We start from the raw sequence: 18,866 nt of genomic DNA, 5'->3' as shown, positions 1-18,866 counted from the left end.
GTTTGTTTCCAAGCATCAAGGGGAATGAGAAATGGCACGGACAATGACCGGCGCGGAAATGGTGATGCAAGCGTTAGCCGATCAGGGCGTCGAGGTCATTTTTGGCTATCCCGGAGGCGCGGTCCTTCCGATTTATGATGAGCTTTTCCAGCAGGAGAAGGTTCGCCACATCTTGGTGCGTCAGGAAGGCGGCGCGGTTCACGCCGCGGAAGGCTATGCGCGCTCGACCGGAAAGGTCGGCGTGGTGCTCGTGACGTCGGGCCCTGGCGCCACCAATGCTGTGACCGGACTGACTGATGCGCTGATGGATTCGATCCCCGTGGTTTGCATCACCGGGCAGGTGCCGACGCACCTGATCGGCAACGATGCTTTCCAGGAATGCGATACCGTGGGCATTACGCGCCCGTGCACCAAGCACAACTGGCTGGTGAAGAACGTCAATGATCTGGCGCGTGTGCTGCACGAGGCATTCCATATCGCCAAGACGGGCCGTCCGGGTCCGGTCGTGGTCGATATCCCGAAAGACGTGCAGTTTGCGACGGGCAACTATGTCGGCCCGTCCAACATTCAGCACAAGACCTACAAGCCGAAGTACAAACCCGATCAGACGGTAGTGCGCGAGGCCGTCGATCTAATCAGTGCCGCTAAGAAGCCGATCTTCTATACCGGCGGCGGCGTCATCAATTCGGGTCCGAAGGCGAGCCAGTTGCTGCGCGAGTTCGTGCGGCTGACGGGCTTTCCCGTCACCTCGACGCTGATGGGGCTTGGCGCGTACCCGGCGTCCGACAAGCAGTGGCTCGGTATGCTCGGCATGCACGGCACCTACGAAGCGAATATGGCAATGCACGACTGCGATGTGATGATCAACATTGGCGCGCGCTTCGACGATCGCATCACCGGACGGATCGATGCTTTCTCGCCGAATTCAAAGAAGATCCACGTAGATATCGATGCCTCCTCGATCAACAAGAATGTGCGCGTGGACGTGCCGATTGTCGGCGACGCGGCCTACACTTTGGAGGATATGCTGCGCGTTTGGAAAGCCAAGGCGCCTGTCGTCGACAAGGCGGCCCACAAGGCCTGGTGGAAGCAGATTGAAGGCTGGCGCGCACGCAAGTCGCTATCCTACAAGCCGCACAAAGACATCATCATGCCGCAGTACGCGCTGCAGCGTCTGTATGAGCTGAGCAAGGATCGCGATACCTACATCACGACTGAAGTGGGCCAGCATCAGATGTGGGCGGCGCAATTTCTGCATTTCGAGGAACCGAACCGCTGGATGACGTCCGGTGGTCTCGGCACGATGGGCTATGGTTTGCCTGCAGCCATAGGTGCGCAATTGGCACACCCCAAGTCTCTCGTGATCGATGTTGCGGGCGATGCCTCGATCCTGATGAACATTCAGGAGTGCTCAACGGCGGTTCAGTTCGATCTGCCGGTGAAAGTGTTCATTCTCAACAACGAATACATGGGCATGGTGCGCCAATGGCAGCAGTTGCTGCACGGCAATCGCCTCTCGCACAGCTACACCGAAAGCCTGCCAGATTTCGTCAAGCTGGCCGAAGCATACGGCTGGACCGGGATGCGCTGCGATCATCCGGCCGATCTCGACGATGCCATCAACGAGATGATCAACACGAAGGGGCCGGTAATGTTCGATTGCCGCGTCGCGAAACTGGCAAATTGCTTCCCCATGATCCCCTCCGGCAAGGCCCACAACGAAATGCTGCTGGGCGAGGATGTGTCGGACGACGAGATCGACAAGGCGATTGGCAAAGAAGGCAAGGTGCTGGTGTGAGATCGAACCGCGTGCGCGCATCTGGGTGGTTGGCGGCATTGACGTTTTTCGCAGCGTCGATGGTGCTGACGCCTGCGCACGCGGCAGACACCAACTGGGACCAGACCAAAAATGTCACCGACGCTGCCAAACGGTTGGCTGAAATGCAGCGTCGTCAAGGCTCCGAGGCGGTCCTGAAGTTTCTGGAAGCTTGCTACAAGACCCACATGCTGGCGGAGAAGTACACCGAGGGCCTGGAGGCCTGCATGGCGCAGGACTACATGCTCTCCCAGTTGCTTGCCGTCATCTACTCGAAGGTGCCGCCTGAAAAGCTCGCCGACATGAAGGCGCCTTCCCCCGAAGTAATCGCGCGCGCCATGCGTGGGCGCTTTCTGGCGATCTTCAAGCAGTACAATATCAGTCAGGAGCAAGCCGACAGCCTGAAAAAGGCCGTCGATGAGCATGCGATGCCGCTGTTCATCAAGCTGGTGTTCCCCAACGCCGGCAAGAAGAATGGTCACCAGCAAGGTCCCGACGGTAGCGATGGCACGGGCGATGCCGACGGCAATCCCGATAGCGGAACGGGCGTGCGCATTCCAAACCCAGAAGGCGAGCAGAAATAGCCATGCGGCTCGTGATCGCCAACAAACTGTATTCGTCGTGGTCGTTGCGGCCGTGGCTCGTCGCGGAGGCGCCGAAATGACGTCCCCCCTCATCGATGACTGGTACATTGAGACGCTAGTCTGTCCGCGGGACAAGACAGAGCTGAGCTTCGACGGCAGAGCTCTCGTGTCGGCGGCGGGCCGGACGTACCCCGTGGTCGATGGTATTCCCGTGATGCTGCTTGATGATGAAGAGCAGACGATGGACATCGCTCGCGCCTCGATCGAACGGGCAAAGGGTAATACAGACATCATCGATCAACGCGCGCCGCAGTTGTATCTTGAATCTTTGGCGATCGGAGAGCCCGAGAAAGTGTTACTAATCGACCTGCTAAATGATCGCCGGACTGAGTTGGATCCAGTCGTTTCAGTCATTTTGAAAGCGACGAACGGAAATGCCTATTCGCACCTCGTCGGGGATAGCGGATTGCGTCGATATCCAATCCCAGAAATCGGGTTGATCAGCCAGGCGCGCGAAGAACTCCTTGATGTGGGGTGCAGTTGGGGCCGCTGGTGTCTCTCCGCGGCACAACGCGGATTTAGAGCGGTAGGGATAGATCCGTCACTCGGCGCCATCATGGCCGCCCGCCGGGTCGCTAAACAACTCGGTCTCGATGTGCGCTATCTGGTAGCCGATGCACGCTACCTGCCATTTCGTGATGGAAGCTTCGACGTTGCCCACTCGTACAGCGTCATTCAGCACTTTGCGAAGCCCAATGCGCAACTCGCAATTGATGAAATGGGCCGCGTGTTGGGACCGGGTGGGTGCGCGAAGGTGCAAATGGCCCATACCCTCGGTCTACGCAGCTTTCAGCATCAACTCAGGCGCAGATTTCGCGAGCCCGTGAATTTCGAGGTACGCTACTGGACAATTGGAGAGATGCAGGACGTCTTTGAGACGAAGATCGGCCGAACCCGAATTACACCCGACTGCTTCTTCGGGCTGGGCTGGCAGTGGAGCGACTTCTCACTGATGCCAACACGTTTGAAGCCGGTTCTTGCCACGTCCACGGCTTTGGTTGCGGCGAGCAAATTCATACCGCCTCTCAAGCATGTCGCCGATAGCCTTCTATGTTGGGCACAGAAGTCGGGCGGCACAACAGGTGATATTTCGTCCGCGGAGACCCGCCCCATGAGGAGCGCTTGAAATGAAGCAAGAGCAGAAATAGCCATGCGGCTCGTGATCGCCAATAAGCTCTATTCATCGTGGTCAATGCGGCCGTGGCTGGTGATGCGCGCCTTCGGCATTCCTTTCGATGAGTTGGTAATTCCGCTACGGCGGCCAGAAACTAAAGAGATGATCTCGCGCATCTCGCCGTCTGGCAAAGTCCCGGTCCTTTTCGACGGCGACGCTCTCGTATGGGAAAGCCTCGCGATCATCGAATACTTGGCGGAGAAGTTTCCCGGCCTTGAGATTTGGCCCCAGGATGTCTTTGCTCGCGCTCAGGCCCGGTCCATCGCGCACGAAATGCATGGCGGATTTCTTGCCCTGCGAAAGGAATTGCCGATGAACCTTGGTAAGCGGTTCAAGACGCCGGCCCTTAGCGATGATGCCAAGACGAATGTCGCGCGCATTGAGCAATTGTGGCGCGAAACCAGAGCGGAGTTCGCGGGCCGAAACGATTTTCTGCTGGGACATTTCTGCGCGGCAGACGCCATGTTCGCGCCTGTGGTCACGCGCCTGGATACCTATCAAGTGCCGGTTGCCCCAGATACACGCGCCTACATGGATACGATTTTGACGTTTCCCGCATTTGCCGCTTGGAAGAGCGCTGCGCTCGCCGAGCCATGGATGATCGATGAATATGAAGACGGCCACGAAGCCGTCGAAACCTATCGCTGACAACGACGAACAACGAAAGCAAAGACTATGGCCGATCCGCTCAAACAGTCGCACTATCCAAGCCCGCTTCTATCGCAGGAAGTGGTCTCACGCACGTTGTCGATCATGGTCGACAACGAGCCGGGCGTGTTGGCGCGCGTCATCGGACTTTTCACCGCGCGCGGCTACAACATCGACTCGTTGACGGTGACCGAGACTGAGCACGAGAAACATGTATCGCGCATTACCATCGTCACGCGCGGCACGCCTGCCGTCATTGAGCAGATCAAGCATCAGCTGGAGAGGATGGTCCCCATCCACCGCGTGCGCGATCTCACTCTGGAAGGACTGTCACTGGAACGCGAGCTTGCGCTGGTGAAGGTGCAAGGCAAGGGCGAAAAACGCATCGAGGCACTGCGTCTTGCTGAGATCTTCCGGGCTCAGGTGGTGGACACCTCCACAGAACACTTCGTATTCGAAGTGACGGGCAAAGCCTCAAAGATCGAGACCTTCATCGGCATCATGCGCGAACTTGGGCTGACGGAAGTGTCGCGCACCGGCATTGCCGCCATCGGACGTGGCGCCGCGACGCTGTAGGTAGAAAGCGCGTCGGGCGGGCGCTGATCGCCTTTCCGGTCATCCAACCAACCATGGCACATTAAGATGCCCTTAGACGTCTTCCTGTCGGCGCTGGCGTTCGTCTTCGTGGCGAGCTTCACGCCGGGGCCCAACAATACAATGCTGCTGGCCTCGGGCGTGAACTATGGCTTCACGCGCACGCTGCCGCACATCCTGGGCATCGTCATTGGCTACGGTGTGATGTTTGCCGCCCTGGCGCTGGGCATAGGACGTGTGGTCGCCATCCATCCGCAAGTATTCGACGCCCTGAAGATTGCAAGTGCGCTCTACCTGGGCTGGCTGGCATGGAAGATCGCAACAGCCGCGCGTCCGGTGCCGCGCGCGGGCGAAGGCCAAGGCGAGAGCGAAGGAACTCCTCTGACGTTTCTGCAAGCGGCGCTCTTTCAGTGGATCAATCCCAAGGGCGTAGGGATGGGACTTGCGGCAAGCGCCAATTTCCTGAGACCGGACCAGCTGGCCAAAGATCTGCCTGCGATGCTGGCGCTGGTCTTCTTCATGTCGCTGACATCGGCCTCAACCTGGGCCTTGTTCGGACAGGGACTTCGCGAGTTCCTGCAGGATGAGACGCGACGCATCTGGTTCAATCGGATTATGGCACTGGCGCTGCTCGCTTCGCTCTGGCCGCTGTTCTCGCACGGCTTGTCTGGCGTTGCGGTGCAGACGCGCGGCTAACGGATGACCCGCTCTCCATTCGGGGGCGTTGCAGACCGGAACGAAACCTTTCAAGCTCGGATGCGTATTCGAAACGGTAAGCGGCGCAGTGGAATGCGACGTTGCGCAATGCCTAATGAGGAAGTCTTTGAGATGAAGGGCATCTTTTTTGGTTTGTCGATCCTGGCCGTGATCGCGGCAACTGCGGGCGCCGTCACTTTGGCGGCGGCCGTCGTCGCGCCGTTGGAGATTGGCGAGGACGAGGTCTTCGGGCCCTCGCCCAAACTGGCCGAACCTCGGACCGCGTGGGTTCCGACAATCCAGATTCCAAAGCCTGTGGGCTGGGGCGAGGATGAGCTTCCGGTTGTCGCGCAGGGATTGCGTGTCGTTGAATTCGCCGGCGGACTCGATCATCCCCGTTGGCTGTACGTGCTTCCCGACGGCAGTGTTCTGGTTGCTGAAACGAACAGACCGCCCAAAGAGGCAGGTGGTCTCAAGTCGTGGGTGATGTCGTTCTTCATGGGCAAGGCGGGCGCGGGGGTGGCGAGCCCAAATCGCATTACGCGGCTGGTCGATAGCGATGGTGACGGTAAGGCGGACAAGCGTTCCGTGCTGCTTGATAACCTGATGTCGCCGTTTGGAATGGCACTTGTCGGCGACACGCTTTATGTCGCCAACGCCGATGCTGTCGTGCGCTTTCCTCACAAGGCAGGAGCAGAAAGGATTGCGGAGCCTGCCGAGATCGTCACGCCGCTGCCTGGAGGTCCGCGCAATCACCACTGGACCAAGAACATTATCGCCAGCCGCGACGGTAGCCGACTATACGCGGCGATCGGGTCCAACAGTAACGTTGGCGAGAATGGATTGGCGGAGGAAGAGGGCAGGGCAGCGATTTGGGAGATCAAGCTGGCCGACGGAAAGGCACGGTCGTTCGCAACCGGACTGCGCAATCCCGTGGGCATGGATTTCAAGACAGGCACGGATGAACTCTGGACCGTCGTCAACGAGCGCGACGAGCTGGGCGACAACCTCGTTCCCGACTATCTGACACATGTAAAGGATGGGGCGTTTTACGGCTGGCCGCAGAAGTATTACGCGACGCATCTCGATGATCGCGCGCCGAACCCGAAGTCGGGTGAAGTGCCGGAAGCAGAAATGCCTGACTATGCGCTAGGCGCGCATACGGCCTCGCTCGGACTTGCGTTCTCGGACGGTAAGACGCTAGGCGCCGCATACGTATCGGGTGCTTTCATCGGCCAGCATGGTAGTTGGAATCGCACCGTGCCGACCGGCTATCGCGTCATCTTTGTGCCGTTTGTAGACGGAAAGCCATCCGGGGCGCCGAGTGTGGTGCTCGGTGGATTTCTCAATGAGAAGGGCCAGGCGCGTGGCCGCCCGGTCGGCGTGACGCTTGATGGCAAGGGAGGTCTGCTGGTGGCCGACGATGTCGGCAACAAGATCTGGCATGTTAGCGCCGACGCAGCCGCTCGATAGCGGGAGCTTCAGCCTCGTCGATCTGTTAGGCTTCGTCGCGAGAAGATTTTAGCGGCGCTTGCCGATTTTGGAATTTTCGTAGGCAACCTGCAGCGATTGCTGCGAGACGATCATGTTGTCGTCGAGAGCTGCCACGGCCTTCTTCTTTGTATCGCGGAAGCCAACCTTGCCTTCGATCGAGGGGTAAAGCGGCGTTGCATTTGGCTGCTTGCCGCCACCAAACTCGAAGAGGAACGCCTGCATGCGCATCCGATACGTGCCATTCATGTCACGTTCGCAGCGATCGGGGCCGGAAGCTTCCTCGCAGGATCGCAGGCCCTTGAAGGTTTCGGAGGTCTGTTCGTGGATTTTGACCGCTCTGTCGACGAGGATCGAGCAGACTTCGGCCGTCAATTTTCCGCCGTTCACGCAGTCCGCGGTCGACATGTAAATGGCCTTTTCAGCCGGGGGAATGCTCGCTGCGCTCTTCCGCTCGCCTTTCCCGCAACCAGCGACGGCTAGAGCAGCCATAAGGGGGATAACACTATACAACCGCGGCATAACGTTGGGCCTTGAATAGAAAAGTTCGAACCGGTTCAAAGCCAGTTTGCCGCCTTTGAGGTTGAGGCGGGGTTAACGCTATGTCGTCGCGGACCGCTTCGGAGGGCAAAAAGGCGCAAATTAGCCCCTTCGCAGGCGTTGAAAGCGCCGGGCGATATGGTTAGGTTCCGGCGCGAGATTTGGGGTGGTGACGCGCGCGTCCCATTCCGGTTCTATCTTCAACCTATCCCCGCTGAATCGAATTTCGACCGGGAAACCCGAAAGGCCGCCCATGCGCGTCTATTACGATCGTGATGCCGACATCAACCTGATCAAGTCCAAGAAGGTCGCCATCGTCGGCTATGGCAGCCAGGGACATGCCCACGCGCTCAACCTGCGCGACAGCGGCGTCAAGGAAGTTGCGATTGCGCTGCGCAAGGGTTCGTCCTCCGCCAAGAAGGCCGAGCAGGAAAAGCTGAAGGTGATGGACGTGGCCGAGGCCGCCAAGTGGGCCGACGTCATCATGATGCTGACGCCCGACGAGCTGCAGGGCGACATCTACCGCGAGCATCTGCACGACAACATGAAGAAGGGCGCCGCCCTCATGTTCGCGCACGGCCTCAACGTCCACTTCAATCTGATCGAGCCGCGTGAGGATCTCGATGTCGGTATGGTCGCGCCGAAAGGCCCCGGCCACACGGTGCGTGGCGAATATCAAAAGGGCGGCGGCGTGCCTTGCCTCATCGCCATCCATCAGGACAAGAGCGGCAACGCTCACGACCTGTTCCTCTCCTATGCCTCTGCAATCGGCGGTGGCCGTTCGGGCGTGATCGAGACGACCTTCAAGGAAGAGTGTGAGACCGACCTGTTCGGCGAACAGGCAGTGCTGTGCGGTGGCCTTGTTGAGCTGATCCGTGCAGGCTTCGAGACGCTCGTGGAAGCGGGTTACGCTCCCGAGATGGCTTACTTCGAATGCCTCCACGAGGTGAAGCTGATCGTCGACCTCATCTATGAGGGCGGCATCGCCAACATGAACTACTCGATCTCCAACACCGCCGAATACGGCGAGTACAAAACTGGTCCGCGTATCGTCACGCCGGAAACCAAGGCGGAGATGAAGCGCGTTCTCCAGGACATCCAGAGTGGCCGCTTCACGCGCGATTGGATGCTGGAGTGCAAGGCCGGTCAGCCGAGCTTCAAGGCAACGCGCCGCCTCAACGACGCCCATCAGATCGAAGAGGTTGGCTCCAAGCTGCGCGGCATGATGCCGTGGATTGCCAAGAACAAGCTGGTCGACAAGGGCCGCAACTAATACTTCGGCCTAACGGCCAAGCGTAAGAAATTGAACGGCCGCCGAGGCATTTCGGCGGCCGCTTCATTTTTGCTCCACGCGGCCAGCGGCTTGAAGGCTAGGCATTTGGCGTTAAGTTTGCGTGCTTCAGCAGCGGGATGTGTCGAATGGTTGATGTTCTGGTTGAATGGCGGCGCTTGGGTAAGTTGGGAGAGGAGAAGACGAGTATCGCTGGGCGGCTCTTTCTTGCTTTTCGTACGTGCGTGCTCTCAGCCGGAATGTTGTTCGCTCTGCACTCAAGCACCTTTGCCCAGGATGCAAGCCCGCCGGCGCAGCAGCAAGAGTACGCGTCACCCCCTGCTTCTGAGCAACATAAGCCTGCGCAACCGGACCCCGCCATCAAGGAGCCGGCTGCCCGTGCGCTTCCCGCAGCACCGCAGGCGCCCGCCGACGTCACCATCGGCGTCTACATCAATGATATTCAGGACATCGACTTCAAGACTGACAGCTATGTCGTGGATCTCTATCTTTGGCTTCGCTGGCGGAGCAAGGACCTCGATCCGATCAAGAGCCTCGAGTTCATGAACATCTTCGATCCGGAGTCGCAGCAAAAGACCGTGCTGCTGGATGCGCCAAAGGAAATGCCTGACGGCACGCTCTACAACATCATTCGCTACCAGGGACGGTTCGCAAAAAAATTCCGCTTCGAGAAGTATCCTTTCGATCGTCAGACGCTGGAGTTCGTTGTCGAGGACTCCGTCTCAGGCGCAGCCGAGCAGAGATTCATCGCCGACACGCGCGCCCTTACGATCAATCCGAAGCTGACATTGCCGGGTTTTCACATAGGCAAGCCGCGCCTGGAGATCGAGCCCTATAAATATCCGACAGACTTCGGAGATCTGTCGATGCCCGAAGCTGAGAGCTATTCTCGGGTTATACTGTCCGTGCCCATCACGCGGCCGATGTTCACGCTCGCGATCAAGACGTTTGTGCCGATACTGCTTATCGTGCTGTGCGCGACGCTGGTATTCTTCGTCAATCCGCACTTTGTCGAAGGCCGCATAGGGCTTGCGATCACCGCACTGCTGACTTTGGTGGCCATTCAGCTCACGGCGGCCGCGTCGCTGCCTGATGCCGACTACTTCACCATGCTCGATAAGATCTACATGCTGTCCTATGCCTTCATTATCGCATCCCTTTTGAGGGTCGTGGTGACGTCCTGGCAAGGCGAAGAAAAGGGCACGGCGGAAGACGTGGCGATATCCCGTGGCGATCACAGGTGGGGATTTGTGCTTCTGATTATCTATTCGATCACAGCAGCACTGATCGCGGGCTGGGTTCTTTTGAAGTAAAATTCATCGCCAGCATAAGAGATTTCGGTTTGTTGCGGCTCGTGCGCTCTAGCGCGCGCTGTCAGCTTGTGCACGATACGCGACGTATCCACCCGATGAGTACACAAGACGCCGGTGAGATATGCCCCATGCGTTCTAAAGGGAGCCGCACATGCTGAAACGCTTTTTGATCGCAGCAGCTTTGTCCGGCACCTTTGCCGTTTCTGGTTCGGTGATGGCGGCGGAAGGTGAGGCGCGGTCTATGAAGGGGTGGCCAAAGCCGACCCGTTCGGTGCGTCCTGGCGAGAAGCTCTGCAAAATGAGATTCGGGGACGGCGAGCGCACGGTATGGATCTGCAGGAAAGAGGAGCCGTGCTGCGAGTGGGAGGCGCTCAACCACTACGTCAAATGCGGCTCGACCATCACCGGGTGCCTATGAATCAAGAATTACTGACGCGCTGAAGAAGGAACCGCACTAGAGAGGAAAAACCGCTCGCGCTGCCATCCTTGGGGAGGGTTGTGGCTTGAACAGCGCGAGCGAGCTTTGCCAGCTTTCCGCATATCCCGAAACCCGGGAAACCGCAGAAGGCTAACACGGGCAGCGGAGGAGCGGGGACCTCCGCTGCCCGTCACCAACGGCTTTGCATGACGCGCTGCCGCCGGATGCTGGACGAATGGATCGACATCCTTGTTCTACGAAATAGAAAACCCCCAACGACCCCTTCACAGTTGCGCGCCTTGCGCCTTCCCCGGCGAGCGGACGAACGCAACATCATTCGGTAATTAGACAGGAAGCGGTGCTTTCCGTCGTCTTCAGTCCTTGACTGTCACCCCCGCGCGACGTCGTTGATGGAAATAGACGGTTGGAATCTGACGTCACGATGGCCAAAGTGCGCAAACATCGCGGCTCATGAAATTTTCCCCAGACCGCTACCTTGAAATATGCCGTTATATAAAGGCGTTGAGCATTTGGCCCGACGTCAACTTCGGCAACCGGAGTTTTGCCCAATTAGGCGATTTGGCGGCAATTCGTTGCGTACACGCATGGTCTGCGGTGGAACAGTGAATTGCGCGATACTCAGAAGGACAGCGATCTGGAAATGAAGACCACAGCGAGTGCCGTCGAGAGTGTGGTGCGGATAGAATCGTTAAATGCGCACCTCGTTTCGGGCACCTGGCGTTATGCCCATAACCATCGCGAGGTCATCGCCGATCACTGGCGGATGGCATGTGCGGCCAATCCGAATTTCTTCAACGGCGTCGTGCACGTACTGAATGGACTTCATATCGAAGACGGTCATGCCACCGCAGACTTTCTCGCTACCGAGTTCAAGGACTACCTTTACTGGCGCGACGAGGGCTATCCGGACGAGGCTCAGGTGCGCGACGGGTTTGGCTCGGCTCTGATCCGTTCGCGCGAAGGCTACGTCATCCTCGGGCGGCAGATGCCGGGCAATATCAATGAGGGGCTGGCCTATCTTCCGGGCGGATTTATCGATGCGCGCGATGTGTCGGAGGATCACCAGATCGACGTGCGCGGGAGCGTCGCGCGAGAGCTTGCTGAAGAGACTGGTCTTGATGCGTCGGCGGTTACACCGCAGCATGGGTTTCTGGTCACCCAGGTTGCCGCCCACGTTTCGTTTGCGGTCCCCTATGTCTCGCCGCTCGGCGCCGACGATCTTGTGCAACGCGTTCATGCGCACATTGCCGCAGAGAGTAATCCGGAGCTTGCCGAGGTTGTCGTTCTCAAAAGCCCCGCAGACATGGAAGGGCTGGCGATGGCACACTATGCGCGCGTGCTGTTGGCCTCTTCGTTTGCATGGTCCTTCGATTAGCGAAGCATTGGCGCTCCTTCCGCACGGCCGTGCTTCAAAAAAAGCGCTTGGCTGAAACATGCCTTTGGCCCATGGTGCCGCCGCTTTGCCACAGGGCGGGCTTTAGGAGCAGTGCATGGCGCTCGACTACTACATTCTGGACGTATTCACGGAGCGCGCGCTCGGCGGAAACCCTCTTGCTGTTGTGCATGAGGCAGACCGGTTAACGGCCGGTGAGATGCAGGCCATCGCGCGCGAATTCAATCTTTCTGAGACTGTCTTCGTGCGCAAGCCGACCGCGCCCGGTCATACAGCCAAGATCCGCATCTTTACGCCCACACGCGAAGTGCCGTTCGCGGGCCATCCTACGCTGGGAACGGCTGCGTTGCTCGCGGAGCTGCGGATGCCGGTCGTCAACGGCGAGCGGGATGCGATCATCGCACTTGAGGAGGAGATTGGCAGCGTGCGCGTTGGCGTGCGGCTGCGTGCAGGTGCTGGCGCATTCGGCGAGTTCGACGCGCCCAAGTTGCCCGGAGAAGTCGAGACCCTCGGCCAGCGCGATGAGTTGGCAGCAGCCCTTGGACTGATCGCCAGCGAGATCGGGTTTGAAAATCACAAACCGACAGTGGTGCGCGATGCAAACGTCTTCGCCTATGTGCCGATCGCCAATCTGGAAGCCATGTCCAAGGTCCGCGTGACTGCGGGGCACTGGAGTCGCGTCGTGACCGACAAGGGCATCATGGGGGTCTACCTGTACACGCGCCAATGCGTGCGCTCGCATTCGGCATTTCATGCCCGTCTGTTTGCACCTGACGTGGGCGTTCCAGAGGATCCGGCCACCGGATCGGCATCCATCGGCTTTGCCCGTGTCGTCTATCATTTCGACGATCTGACCGAGGGAACGCACAAGCTTCAGATCGAGCAAGGCATCGAGATGGGTCGCCCGAGCAGCATTTCGTTGGCGATCACGATCGAAGGGGACAAATTGACTGGCGTTCGCATTGGCGGCCATGTCGTGCGGGTGGCTCAAGGCACGCTCAACCTCTGAAGCCGCCGCACCTTTTGCTCATACAAAAAAACGCGGGCCCGTTTGGGTCCGCGTTTTGCTTTAGTGACGTGGCCGACGAGTAATGCAGCGGCTCAGGTGGAGGCGCGGTTCAAGGCCGGCACCATGCGCTTTAGCGTGTTGTCCTTCACCATGTAATGATGAAAGAGCGCCGCAGCGACGTGCAGGCCGATGACGTAGTAGAGAATCTCACCCAACTCGTGATGGAGATCCTTGTACCAGCCGGCGGCGTCTTTGCTCTGCTCGACCAATGCGGGCAGTCCGAATGGAATGGGCTTGCCCGCCGCGCTCAACGTCAGCCATCCTAAAATCGGCAACGCGAGCATGAAACCGTAAAGCGCGGTGTGCATGAGATGCGACAAGCCCGTCTGCCAAGCGGGTGGCGGCGGGGTGATAGCAGGCGCAGTTTGGGTCGCGCGCAGGACAAGGCGCACAATGACGAACGCGAGAATGCTGATGCCGATGAAGAAGTGAACCGTTTTCAGCCCCTCGCGGACCGGTGTGCCCTTTTCAAAGAACTCGCGGAACTCGATGGTCGCGAACGCTGCTGCGATCAGCAAGGCGATGCCCCAGTGAAGCCAGAGCATTGCGCGTGAGTACGTTCGGGGAGCGTCGATAGCGGAAACTGTCATCAAAATGTGTCCTTACGTTCATGCCGAGTTGACCGGCTCCATCCTGAAGCCCGGTGAAGGGGGTTGACGCACAATGGACCGCCGCGCCCCATGGCTCACAAGAAGCGGCTCAAAGACCGGCGATACTGTTGGGAAAACGATCTTAACCGCGTACTCCGTCGGCTGGATGAAGGCAATTCGTGCGGCAAACTGGCCGCGGATCTGTGATGAAATCATGTGTTTGGAGGAATGTGTGCAACTCCAAGCTTGCTTTTTCAGGCTCTCTTAGGCTTATTGGTCTTAAGGTTCCCTGGCGCCCACGTGCTGGGTGAGCTTCCTTGACCAGAATTTATGCACAACAATCAGGCAGCAGAGCAAATGCGCCGTGTAACGTCCTTTGAGCGCCGCGATGGCCGCCCTACGGGTGGCCCGGCGGAGGCGTGCTCGGCGTTGACCGCTGGCCGTTCAATGTCGGCGTCGGTGATTTGCGCGCGTCCGGCACAGGTCGGGCTCCTTACGCTGTCGCTTACGAGCCTTATCGGCCCCTGAGCCATTGGCACCGGACTGGTGTCCGGCCGGCGCTCAGGGGAGGCTCGAAAGGAACACTTGGCATAAGATGGCATGAGGGATGCCCGCGCGTTGCGCGGCAGGCCCGGTAAGGACGAGATATCCTATGACGACAGCTAGCACCAATCAGCACGACCAAGTCGTGATTTTCGACACCACGCTGCGCGATGGCGAGCAGTGTCCCGGCGCGACAATGACCTTCGAGGAAAAGCTCCAAGTCGCGGAGATCCTGGATGATATGGGCGTCGATATTATTGAGGCGGGATTTCCCATCGCGTCCGATGGCGACTTTGAGTCTGTCTGCGAGATCGCCAAACTCGCCAAGAATTCGGTGATCTGCGGTCTGGCGCGCGCCAACCCCGCCGACATCGACCGGGCAGGCGAAGCAATCAAACCCGCCAGGCGCGGCCGCATCCACACATTCATCGGTACGTCGCCGCTGCATCGCCAATTTCAGCTGGGGCTCGATCAGGAGCAGGTTCATGAGCGCGTGATCGCTTCGGTCTCGCGTGCGCGTGGCTTCACCGATGACGTCGAGTGGAGCGCAATGGATGCCACCCGCACAGAGCACGACTATCTGTGCCGTGTCGTGGAGGCTGCCATCAAGGCGGGCGCAACAACCATCAATGTTCCTGACACCGTGGGCTATGCCACGCCGGAGGAATACTACGACCTCATCATGATGCTGAAAACGCGCGTGCCGGGCATGGACAAGGTGGTGGTCTCTACGCATTGCCATGACGATCTGGGCCTTGCGGTTGCCAACTCGCTGGCCGGTCTGCGGGCGGGGGCACGTCAGATCGAGTGCACCATCAACGGACTGGGGGAGCGGGCCGGTAACGCAGCGCTGGAGGAAGTCGTCATGGCTATCCGCACGCGCCCTGATCTCCTGCCATACCGTACCGGCATCAAGACGGAGATGCTGGCGCGCGCCTCCAAGCTCGTGTCTGCGGTGACGAACTTCCCCGTCCAGTACAACAAGGCCATCGTCGGGCGGAATGCGTTCGCGCACGAGAGTGGCATCCATCAGGATGGCGTGCTCAAGAACACGTCGACCTATGAGATCATGACGCCCGAGAGCGTCGGCGTGGGCAAGTCGTCGCTCGTCATGGGCAAGCATTCGGGCCGCGCCGCCTTCCGCTCCAAGCTCAAGGAGCTGGGATACGACTTGGGCGAAAATTCCTTCGAGGATGCATTCAATCGCTTCAAGGCGCTCGCAGATCGCAAGAAGCACGTGTACGACGAGGACATCGAGGCGCTGGTCGATGAAGGCGTCGCGCATCGCAACGACGAGTTCAAGGTCGAGTCGCTGACAGTGATCGCAGGCACGATGGGACCGCAAACGGCCACTCTGACGCTCAACATCGCTGGCCAGGCAAAGACGGTGCAGGCCACGGGTAATGGACCTGTTGACGCAACCTTCAACGCCATCAAGCAGCTGGTGCCCCATGACGCGCGGCTGGATCTCTATCAGGTCCACGCGGTGACCGAGGGCACGGATGCCCAGGCCGAGGTTTCCGTGCGTCTGGAAGAGGATGGCCGCATGGTCACGGGCCGCTCGGCTGACCCCGATACGCTCGTTGCCTCCGCCCGGGCCTACGTCGCCGCTTTGAGCAAACTGATGGTCAAGCGCCAGAAGCTCGCGCAGGCCCAGCAAGCAGTCTAAGACGCTCAAAAATCAGGAGCATCCGCAACCTGAAGCGAGCCTGAGCCATTAAGCAAACGCGCCGGGAGGACAACACCTTCCGGCGCGTTTGAATTTGCGTGTCATGGACTTAAGGGTATGATCCGGGCGCTTGGGAGGAATTGGCCTCGTCAATGGATCCATGAAGGCTGTTGGCGGAAGGGCGGCTTGCGCGCCTTGCTTTCGACAGTGTTGTTCCTGAAAAGAGCATCCCAGCAGTAAGGGCACGCCATGCCGGCCGATGGTGAACCCAGAAGCGTGTCGTGAGTGTCGAGGGGCCTCGGTCGTACAATATGTTGCGTTTTGGTGTCGGCAGCGTGCTGTCGGAGGACATTGCCATTGATTTGGGAACGGCCAACACGCTGGTGCATGTGGCTGGTCGCGGCGTCGTCATTGACGAGCCCTCTGTCGTCGCCATTCGCTCGCGCGGCGGTGTGCGCGACGTTCTCGCCGTTGGCCACAAGGCGAAGATGATGGTTGGGCGCACGCCCGAGAGCATCGAGACCATTCGTCCGATGCGCGATGGCGTTATCGCCGATTTCGTCGCCACCGAAGAAATGCTGCGCCAGTTCATCAAGCGCACCAAGAGCATGTTGGAGTTCGTGCGTCCACGCATTCTGATCTGCGTGCCGGCGGGTGCAACACCGGTGGAACGTCGCGCGGTTTATGAAACGGCCTTGTCGGCGGGTGCGCGTAAGGTTTTCCTGATTGAGGAGCCGGTAGCTGCGGCGCTGGGCGCGGGCCTTCCGGTCGATGAGCCGACAGGCTCGATGGTGGTCGATATCGGCGGTGGTACCACTGATATTGCCGTCCTATCGCTGGGTGGCGTCGTCCAGGCCCGCTCGCTGCGGTGCGCGGGCAATGCTATGGATGAGGCGATTGTGCGCTTCGTTCGCCGTAAGCATCAGCTTCTTATCGGCGAAGCCAATGCCGAACGCATTAAGATCGAGGCCGGGTCCGCATCGCGCGCCATTAACGGTGAAGCGGCTGAGATTTTCATCCGGGGGCGCGATTTGCGCCAAGCGATGGCCAAGACCGTCGTTCTCGGACCGCACGACATTGCCGAGGCGCTGGAAGATACGGTGGAGGAGATCGCCGAATTCATACAGCGCGCCATTGAGGATCTTCCGCCGGAGATTTCGACGGATGTGTGTGAACGTGGTATCTCGCTTTCAGGCGGCGGCGCCAACTTGTCCAAGCTCGACGTCGAGTTGGAGCGGCGCATCGGCATTCCGTGCATCATTCCGGAAAAGCCACAGAATTGCGTCATCGAGGGGTCGGCGGCTGTTCTGGCCAACCTCAAGGAGAGAGAGCATCTGCTGATCAAGCCTTGAGCCGCACGTCACAGGACGAAGTAGCGCAAACGCGCGGGCCTTCAGGATTGAGAGAATGAGCCGCCTAAGACACGACAAGCTGAACCTTACGCGCCGCGGCTCTGAGCCTGCCGCAAACGGACGCATTCGCGTGGTCTTGCCTGCCCTGGTATTACTATGTCTGGGATTGTTGCTGTTGAGCCGCCTCAATCATTCCGCGCTCGCAGAGGCGCGCTGGCGGATTGCAGAGTGGATGAGCCCGATTTTGCAGGCCGCCATGGTGCCATTGGAGCCGGTGCGCCATGTTGGACGCCAGATCGCGGCTCAGGTCGATATGACGGAAGAGCTGCGCCGTCTGAAGCTTGAGAACCAGAAGCTTGCCAATTGGGAATGGCGTGCGCGCGAATTGGAGCGCAAGCTGGCGCATCTGGAAGCGCTGACCAAGACGGTCGAAGCTCCAAAAATAGATTTCGTGACGAGCCGCGTCATCGCGGACTCGAGCGGCGCCTTCGTACGCAGCGTCATGATCGATGCGGGCGAGGCCCACAAGATCCGCGAAGGCTATCCCGTTGTCAACGCGGATGGCCTCGTCGGTCGCGTGATCGAGACTGGGGTATCGTCGTCGCGCGTGCTGTTGCTCAACGATCTCAACAGCCGCATTCCGGTTGTGGTTGGCAAGTCGGCGGTTCGCGCCATTATGGCTGGCGACAACGGTCCCCAACCCAAACTCTTGTTTCTTCCGCCTGAGGCGACCATAGCACCAGGCGACCTGGTGGCAACCTCGGGTACAGGTGGGTTCTTCCCGCGCGGCCTGCGAATTGGCGCCGTGATCGGCGATCCGTCGGCGCCCCGCGTCAAGCTGCGTGCTGAGCTCGACGTGCTCGAATATCTCAGCGTCCTGTTTTACAACAACGCCGCTCAGGATGTCTTCGGCGACAGCCAAGGCAAGGCGACGGGAAAAGTGGGAATGCCGATCCAAAGCGAGCGGTTCCCAAGTCCGATTCCTGCGGCCGTGGGGTCGCGGAAATGAGCGCGCGCACTCGTTCAGGGTCTGGTTGCGAAGCCCAAGATTTGCGGCAGACTTCTTCTGGATTGAAGAGGTCCGGCCGATGAGGGCACTCGGCTACGTCGTGCCCATACTGTCCGTCGCTTTGCTGACGGTGATTGCGGCGCTGCCTTGGGGCTTGCCGACCGAAGATCGTTTCTTCCTCCCGATGCTGCCGGTTGTCGCGATCCATTACTGGGCGTTGCGGCGGCCGCAAGCGATCCCTGAGTGGGCGATCTTCATGGCTGGGCTCTTGCTCGACGTCTTCACACACGGGCCGCTCGGCTACTGGCCGCTGATCTATCTCGCAGCCTATACGCTCGGCGTTTTGGGTCAGGACACCGGCCGGCGTGGCAAGTTGGTTCGTCTGGCGAATTTCGCTGCCTCGCTGGTTGTAATCGCCGCTCTCGGCTGGGCTGTCGCATCGCTCTACTTCCTGGAATTACTAGACTGGCAACCCTACGTGCGCGGCGCTGGTCTGGCGGCGCTGGCGGCAATCGTGATCGTTCCTGTTCTCCACATCCTCGATGCGCCATACGGCCCGCGCGAGGACATGTCGTTGTCTCGGGGAGGATAGGCA

At 59.4% G+C, this 18,866-nt stretch carries 18 protein-coding genes; 16 read left to right on the top strand and 2 right to left on the bottom strand.

Annotation, left to right across the window (positions count from 1 at the left end; genetic code table 11):
• The first annotated feature begins 31 nt into the window (after nucleotides 1–31).
• The 7 genes from R3D51_08060 (at nucleotide 32) to R3D51_08030 (ending at nucleotide 7,045) form a co-directional block, all read left to right on the top strand.
• Entirely contained in the window at nucleotides 32–1,798 is a 1,767-nt protein-coding gene (locus R3D51_08060) for an acetolactate synthase 3 large subunit (protein ID MEZ5899433.1), read from the top strand.
• Nucleotides 1,799–1,809: 11 nt separating this feature from the next.
• Complete coding sequence (locus R3D51_08055; protein ID MEZ5899432.1) at nucleotides 1,810–2,400, top strand: hypothetical protein; 591 nt, start codon at nucleotides 1,810–1,812, stop codon at nucleotides 2,398–2,400.
• Between the two features lie 76 nt (nucleotides 2,401–2,476).
• The gene (locus tag R3D51_08050) at nucleotides 2,477–3,586 is read left to right on the top strand and encodes a methyltransferase domain-containing protein (GenBank protein MEZ5899431.1); all 1,110 of its coding nucleotides are present in this window, start codon (nucleotides 2,477–2,479) and stop codon (nucleotides 3,584–3,586) included.
• A 24-nt stretch (nucleotides 3,587–3,610) separates the two neighbouring features.
• Nucleotides 3,611–4,282, top strand: a complete 672-nt coding sequence (locus tag R3D51_08045; protein MEZ5899430.1) for a glutathione S-transferase family protein — start codon at nucleotides 3,611–3,613, stop codon at nucleotides 4,280–4,282.
• A 27-nt stretch (nucleotides 4,283–4,309) separates the two neighbouring features.
• Nucleotides 4,310–4,858, top strand: coding sequence for an acetolactate synthase small subunit (gene ilvN / locus R3D51_08040; GenBank protein ID MEZ5899429.1), 549 nt, complete (start codon nucleotides 4,310–4,312; stop codon nucleotides 4,856–4,858).
• 66 nt (nucleotides 4,859–4,924) lie between these two features.
• The gene (locus R3D51_08035) at nucleotides 4,925–5,572 is read left to right on the top strand and encodes a LysE family translocator (protein ID MEZ5899428.1); all 648 of its coding nucleotides are present in this window, start codon (nucleotides 4,925–4,927) and stop codon (nucleotides 5,570–5,572) included.
• Nucleotides 5,573–5,704: 132 nt separating this feature from the next.
• Nucleotides 5,705–7,045, top strand: a complete 1,341-nt coding sequence (locus R3D51_08030) for a sorbosone dehydrogenase family protein (protein ID MEZ5899427.1) — start codon at nucleotides 5,705–5,707, stop codon at nucleotides 7,043–7,045.
• Between the two features lie 48 nt (nucleotides 7,046–7,093).
• Here the strand turns inward: R3D51_08030 and R3D51_08025 are convergent, their stop codons facing one another.
• On the bottom strand, nucleotides 7,094–7,555 hold the full coding sequence (locus R3D51_08025) for a DUF1190 domain-containing protein (protein ID MEZ5899426.1): 462 nt from the start codon (nucleotides 7,553–7,555) through the stop codon (nucleotides 7,094–7,096).
• Between the two features lie 301 nt (nucleotides 7,556–7,856).
• Between R3D51_08025 and ilvC the strand changes: the two genes are divergently transcribed.
• The 5 genes from ilvC (at nucleotide 7,857) to R3D51_08000 (ending at nucleotide 13,048) form a co-directional block, all read left to right on the top strand.
• Nucleotides 7,857–8,876: a ketol-acid reductoisomerase gene (ilvC, locus tag R3D51_08020; GenBank protein MEZ5899425.1), complete on the top strand. Its 1,020-nt coding sequence runs from the start codon at nucleotides 7,857–7,859 to the stop codon at nucleotides 8,874–8,876.
• Between the two features lie 146 nt (nucleotides 8,877–9,022).
• Nucleotides 9,023–10,207: a hypothetical protein gene (locus R3D51_08015; GenBank protein MEZ5899424.1), complete on the top strand. Its 1,185-nt coding sequence runs from the start codon at nucleotides 9,023–9,025 to the stop codon at nucleotides 10,205–10,207.
• Between the two features lie 151 nt (nucleotides 10,208–10,358).
• Entirely contained in the window at nucleotides 10,359–10,625 is a 267-nt protein-coding gene (locus tag R3D51_08010) for a hypothetical protein (GenBank protein MEZ5899423.1), read from the top strand.
• A gap of 628 nt (nucleotides 10,626–11,253) precedes the next feature.
• A complete protein-coding gene (locus R3D51_08005; protein MEZ5899422.1) occupies nucleotides 11,254–12,021 on the top strand; it encodes an NUDIX hydrolase in 768 nt (255 codons plus the stop codon).
• Between the two features lie 115 nt (nucleotides 12,022–12,136).
• Nucleotides 12,137–13,048: a PhzF family phenazine biosynthesis protein gene (locus R3D51_08000; GenBank protein ID MEZ5899421.1), complete on the top strand. Its 912-nt coding sequence runs from the start codon at nucleotides 12,137–12,139 to the stop codon at nucleotides 13,046–13,048.
• Nucleotides 13,049–13,140: 92 nt separating this feature from the next.
• Here the strand turns inward: R3D51_08000 and R3D51_07995 are convergent, their stop codons facing one another.
• Entirely contained in the window at nucleotides 13,141–13,698 is a 558-nt protein-coding gene (locus R3D51_07995) for a cytochrome b (GenBank protein MEZ5899420.1), read from the bottom strand.
• Nucleotides 13,699–14,350: 652 nt separating this feature from the next.
• On the opposite strand from R3D51_07995, the gene R3D51_07990 reads away from it, so the two are divergent.
• From R3D51_07990 to R3D51_07975, 4 genes are all read left to right on the top strand, one after another.
• Nucleotides 14,351–15,910 carry a 2-isopropylmalate synthase gene (locus R3D51_07990; protein MEZ5899419.1) on the top strand — a complete coding sequence of 520 codons (1,560 nt, stop codon included), beginning with the start codon at nucleotides 14,351–14,353 and terminating at the stop codon, nucleotides 15,908–15,910.
• A gap of 281 nt (nucleotides 15,911–16,191) precedes the next feature.
• Entirely contained in the window at nucleotides 16,192–17,262 is a 1,071-nt protein-coding gene (locus R3D51_07985) for a rod shape-determining protein (GenBank protein MEZ5899418.1), read from the top strand.
• A 55-nt stretch (nucleotides 17,263–17,317) separates the two neighbouring features.
• The gene (gene mreC, locus R3D51_07980) at nucleotides 17,318–18,271 is read left to right on the top strand and encodes a rod shape-determining protein MreC (protein MEZ5899417.1); all 954 of its coding nucleotides are present in this window, start codon (nucleotides 17,318–17,320) and stop codon (nucleotides 18,269–18,271) included.
• 79 nt (nucleotides 18,272–18,350) lie between these two features.
• On the top strand, nucleotides 18,351–18,863 hold the full coding sequence (locus R3D51_07975) for a hypothetical protein (protein MEZ5899416.1): 513 nt from the start codon (nucleotides 18,351–18,353) through the stop codon (nucleotides 18,861–18,863).
• The last annotated feature ends 3 nt before the right edge of the window (nucleotides 18,864–18,866 follow it).

The organism is Hyphomicrobiaceae bacterium (assembly GCA_041397645.1).
In the GTDB taxonomy this organism is placed as follows: Bacteria; Pseudomonadota; Alphaproteobacteria; order Rhizobiales; family Hyphomicrobiaceae; genus Hyphomicrobium_B.
Note: the sequence above shows the minus strand (reverse complement) of the source record. Positions and strands in the feature narration are given on the sequence as shown.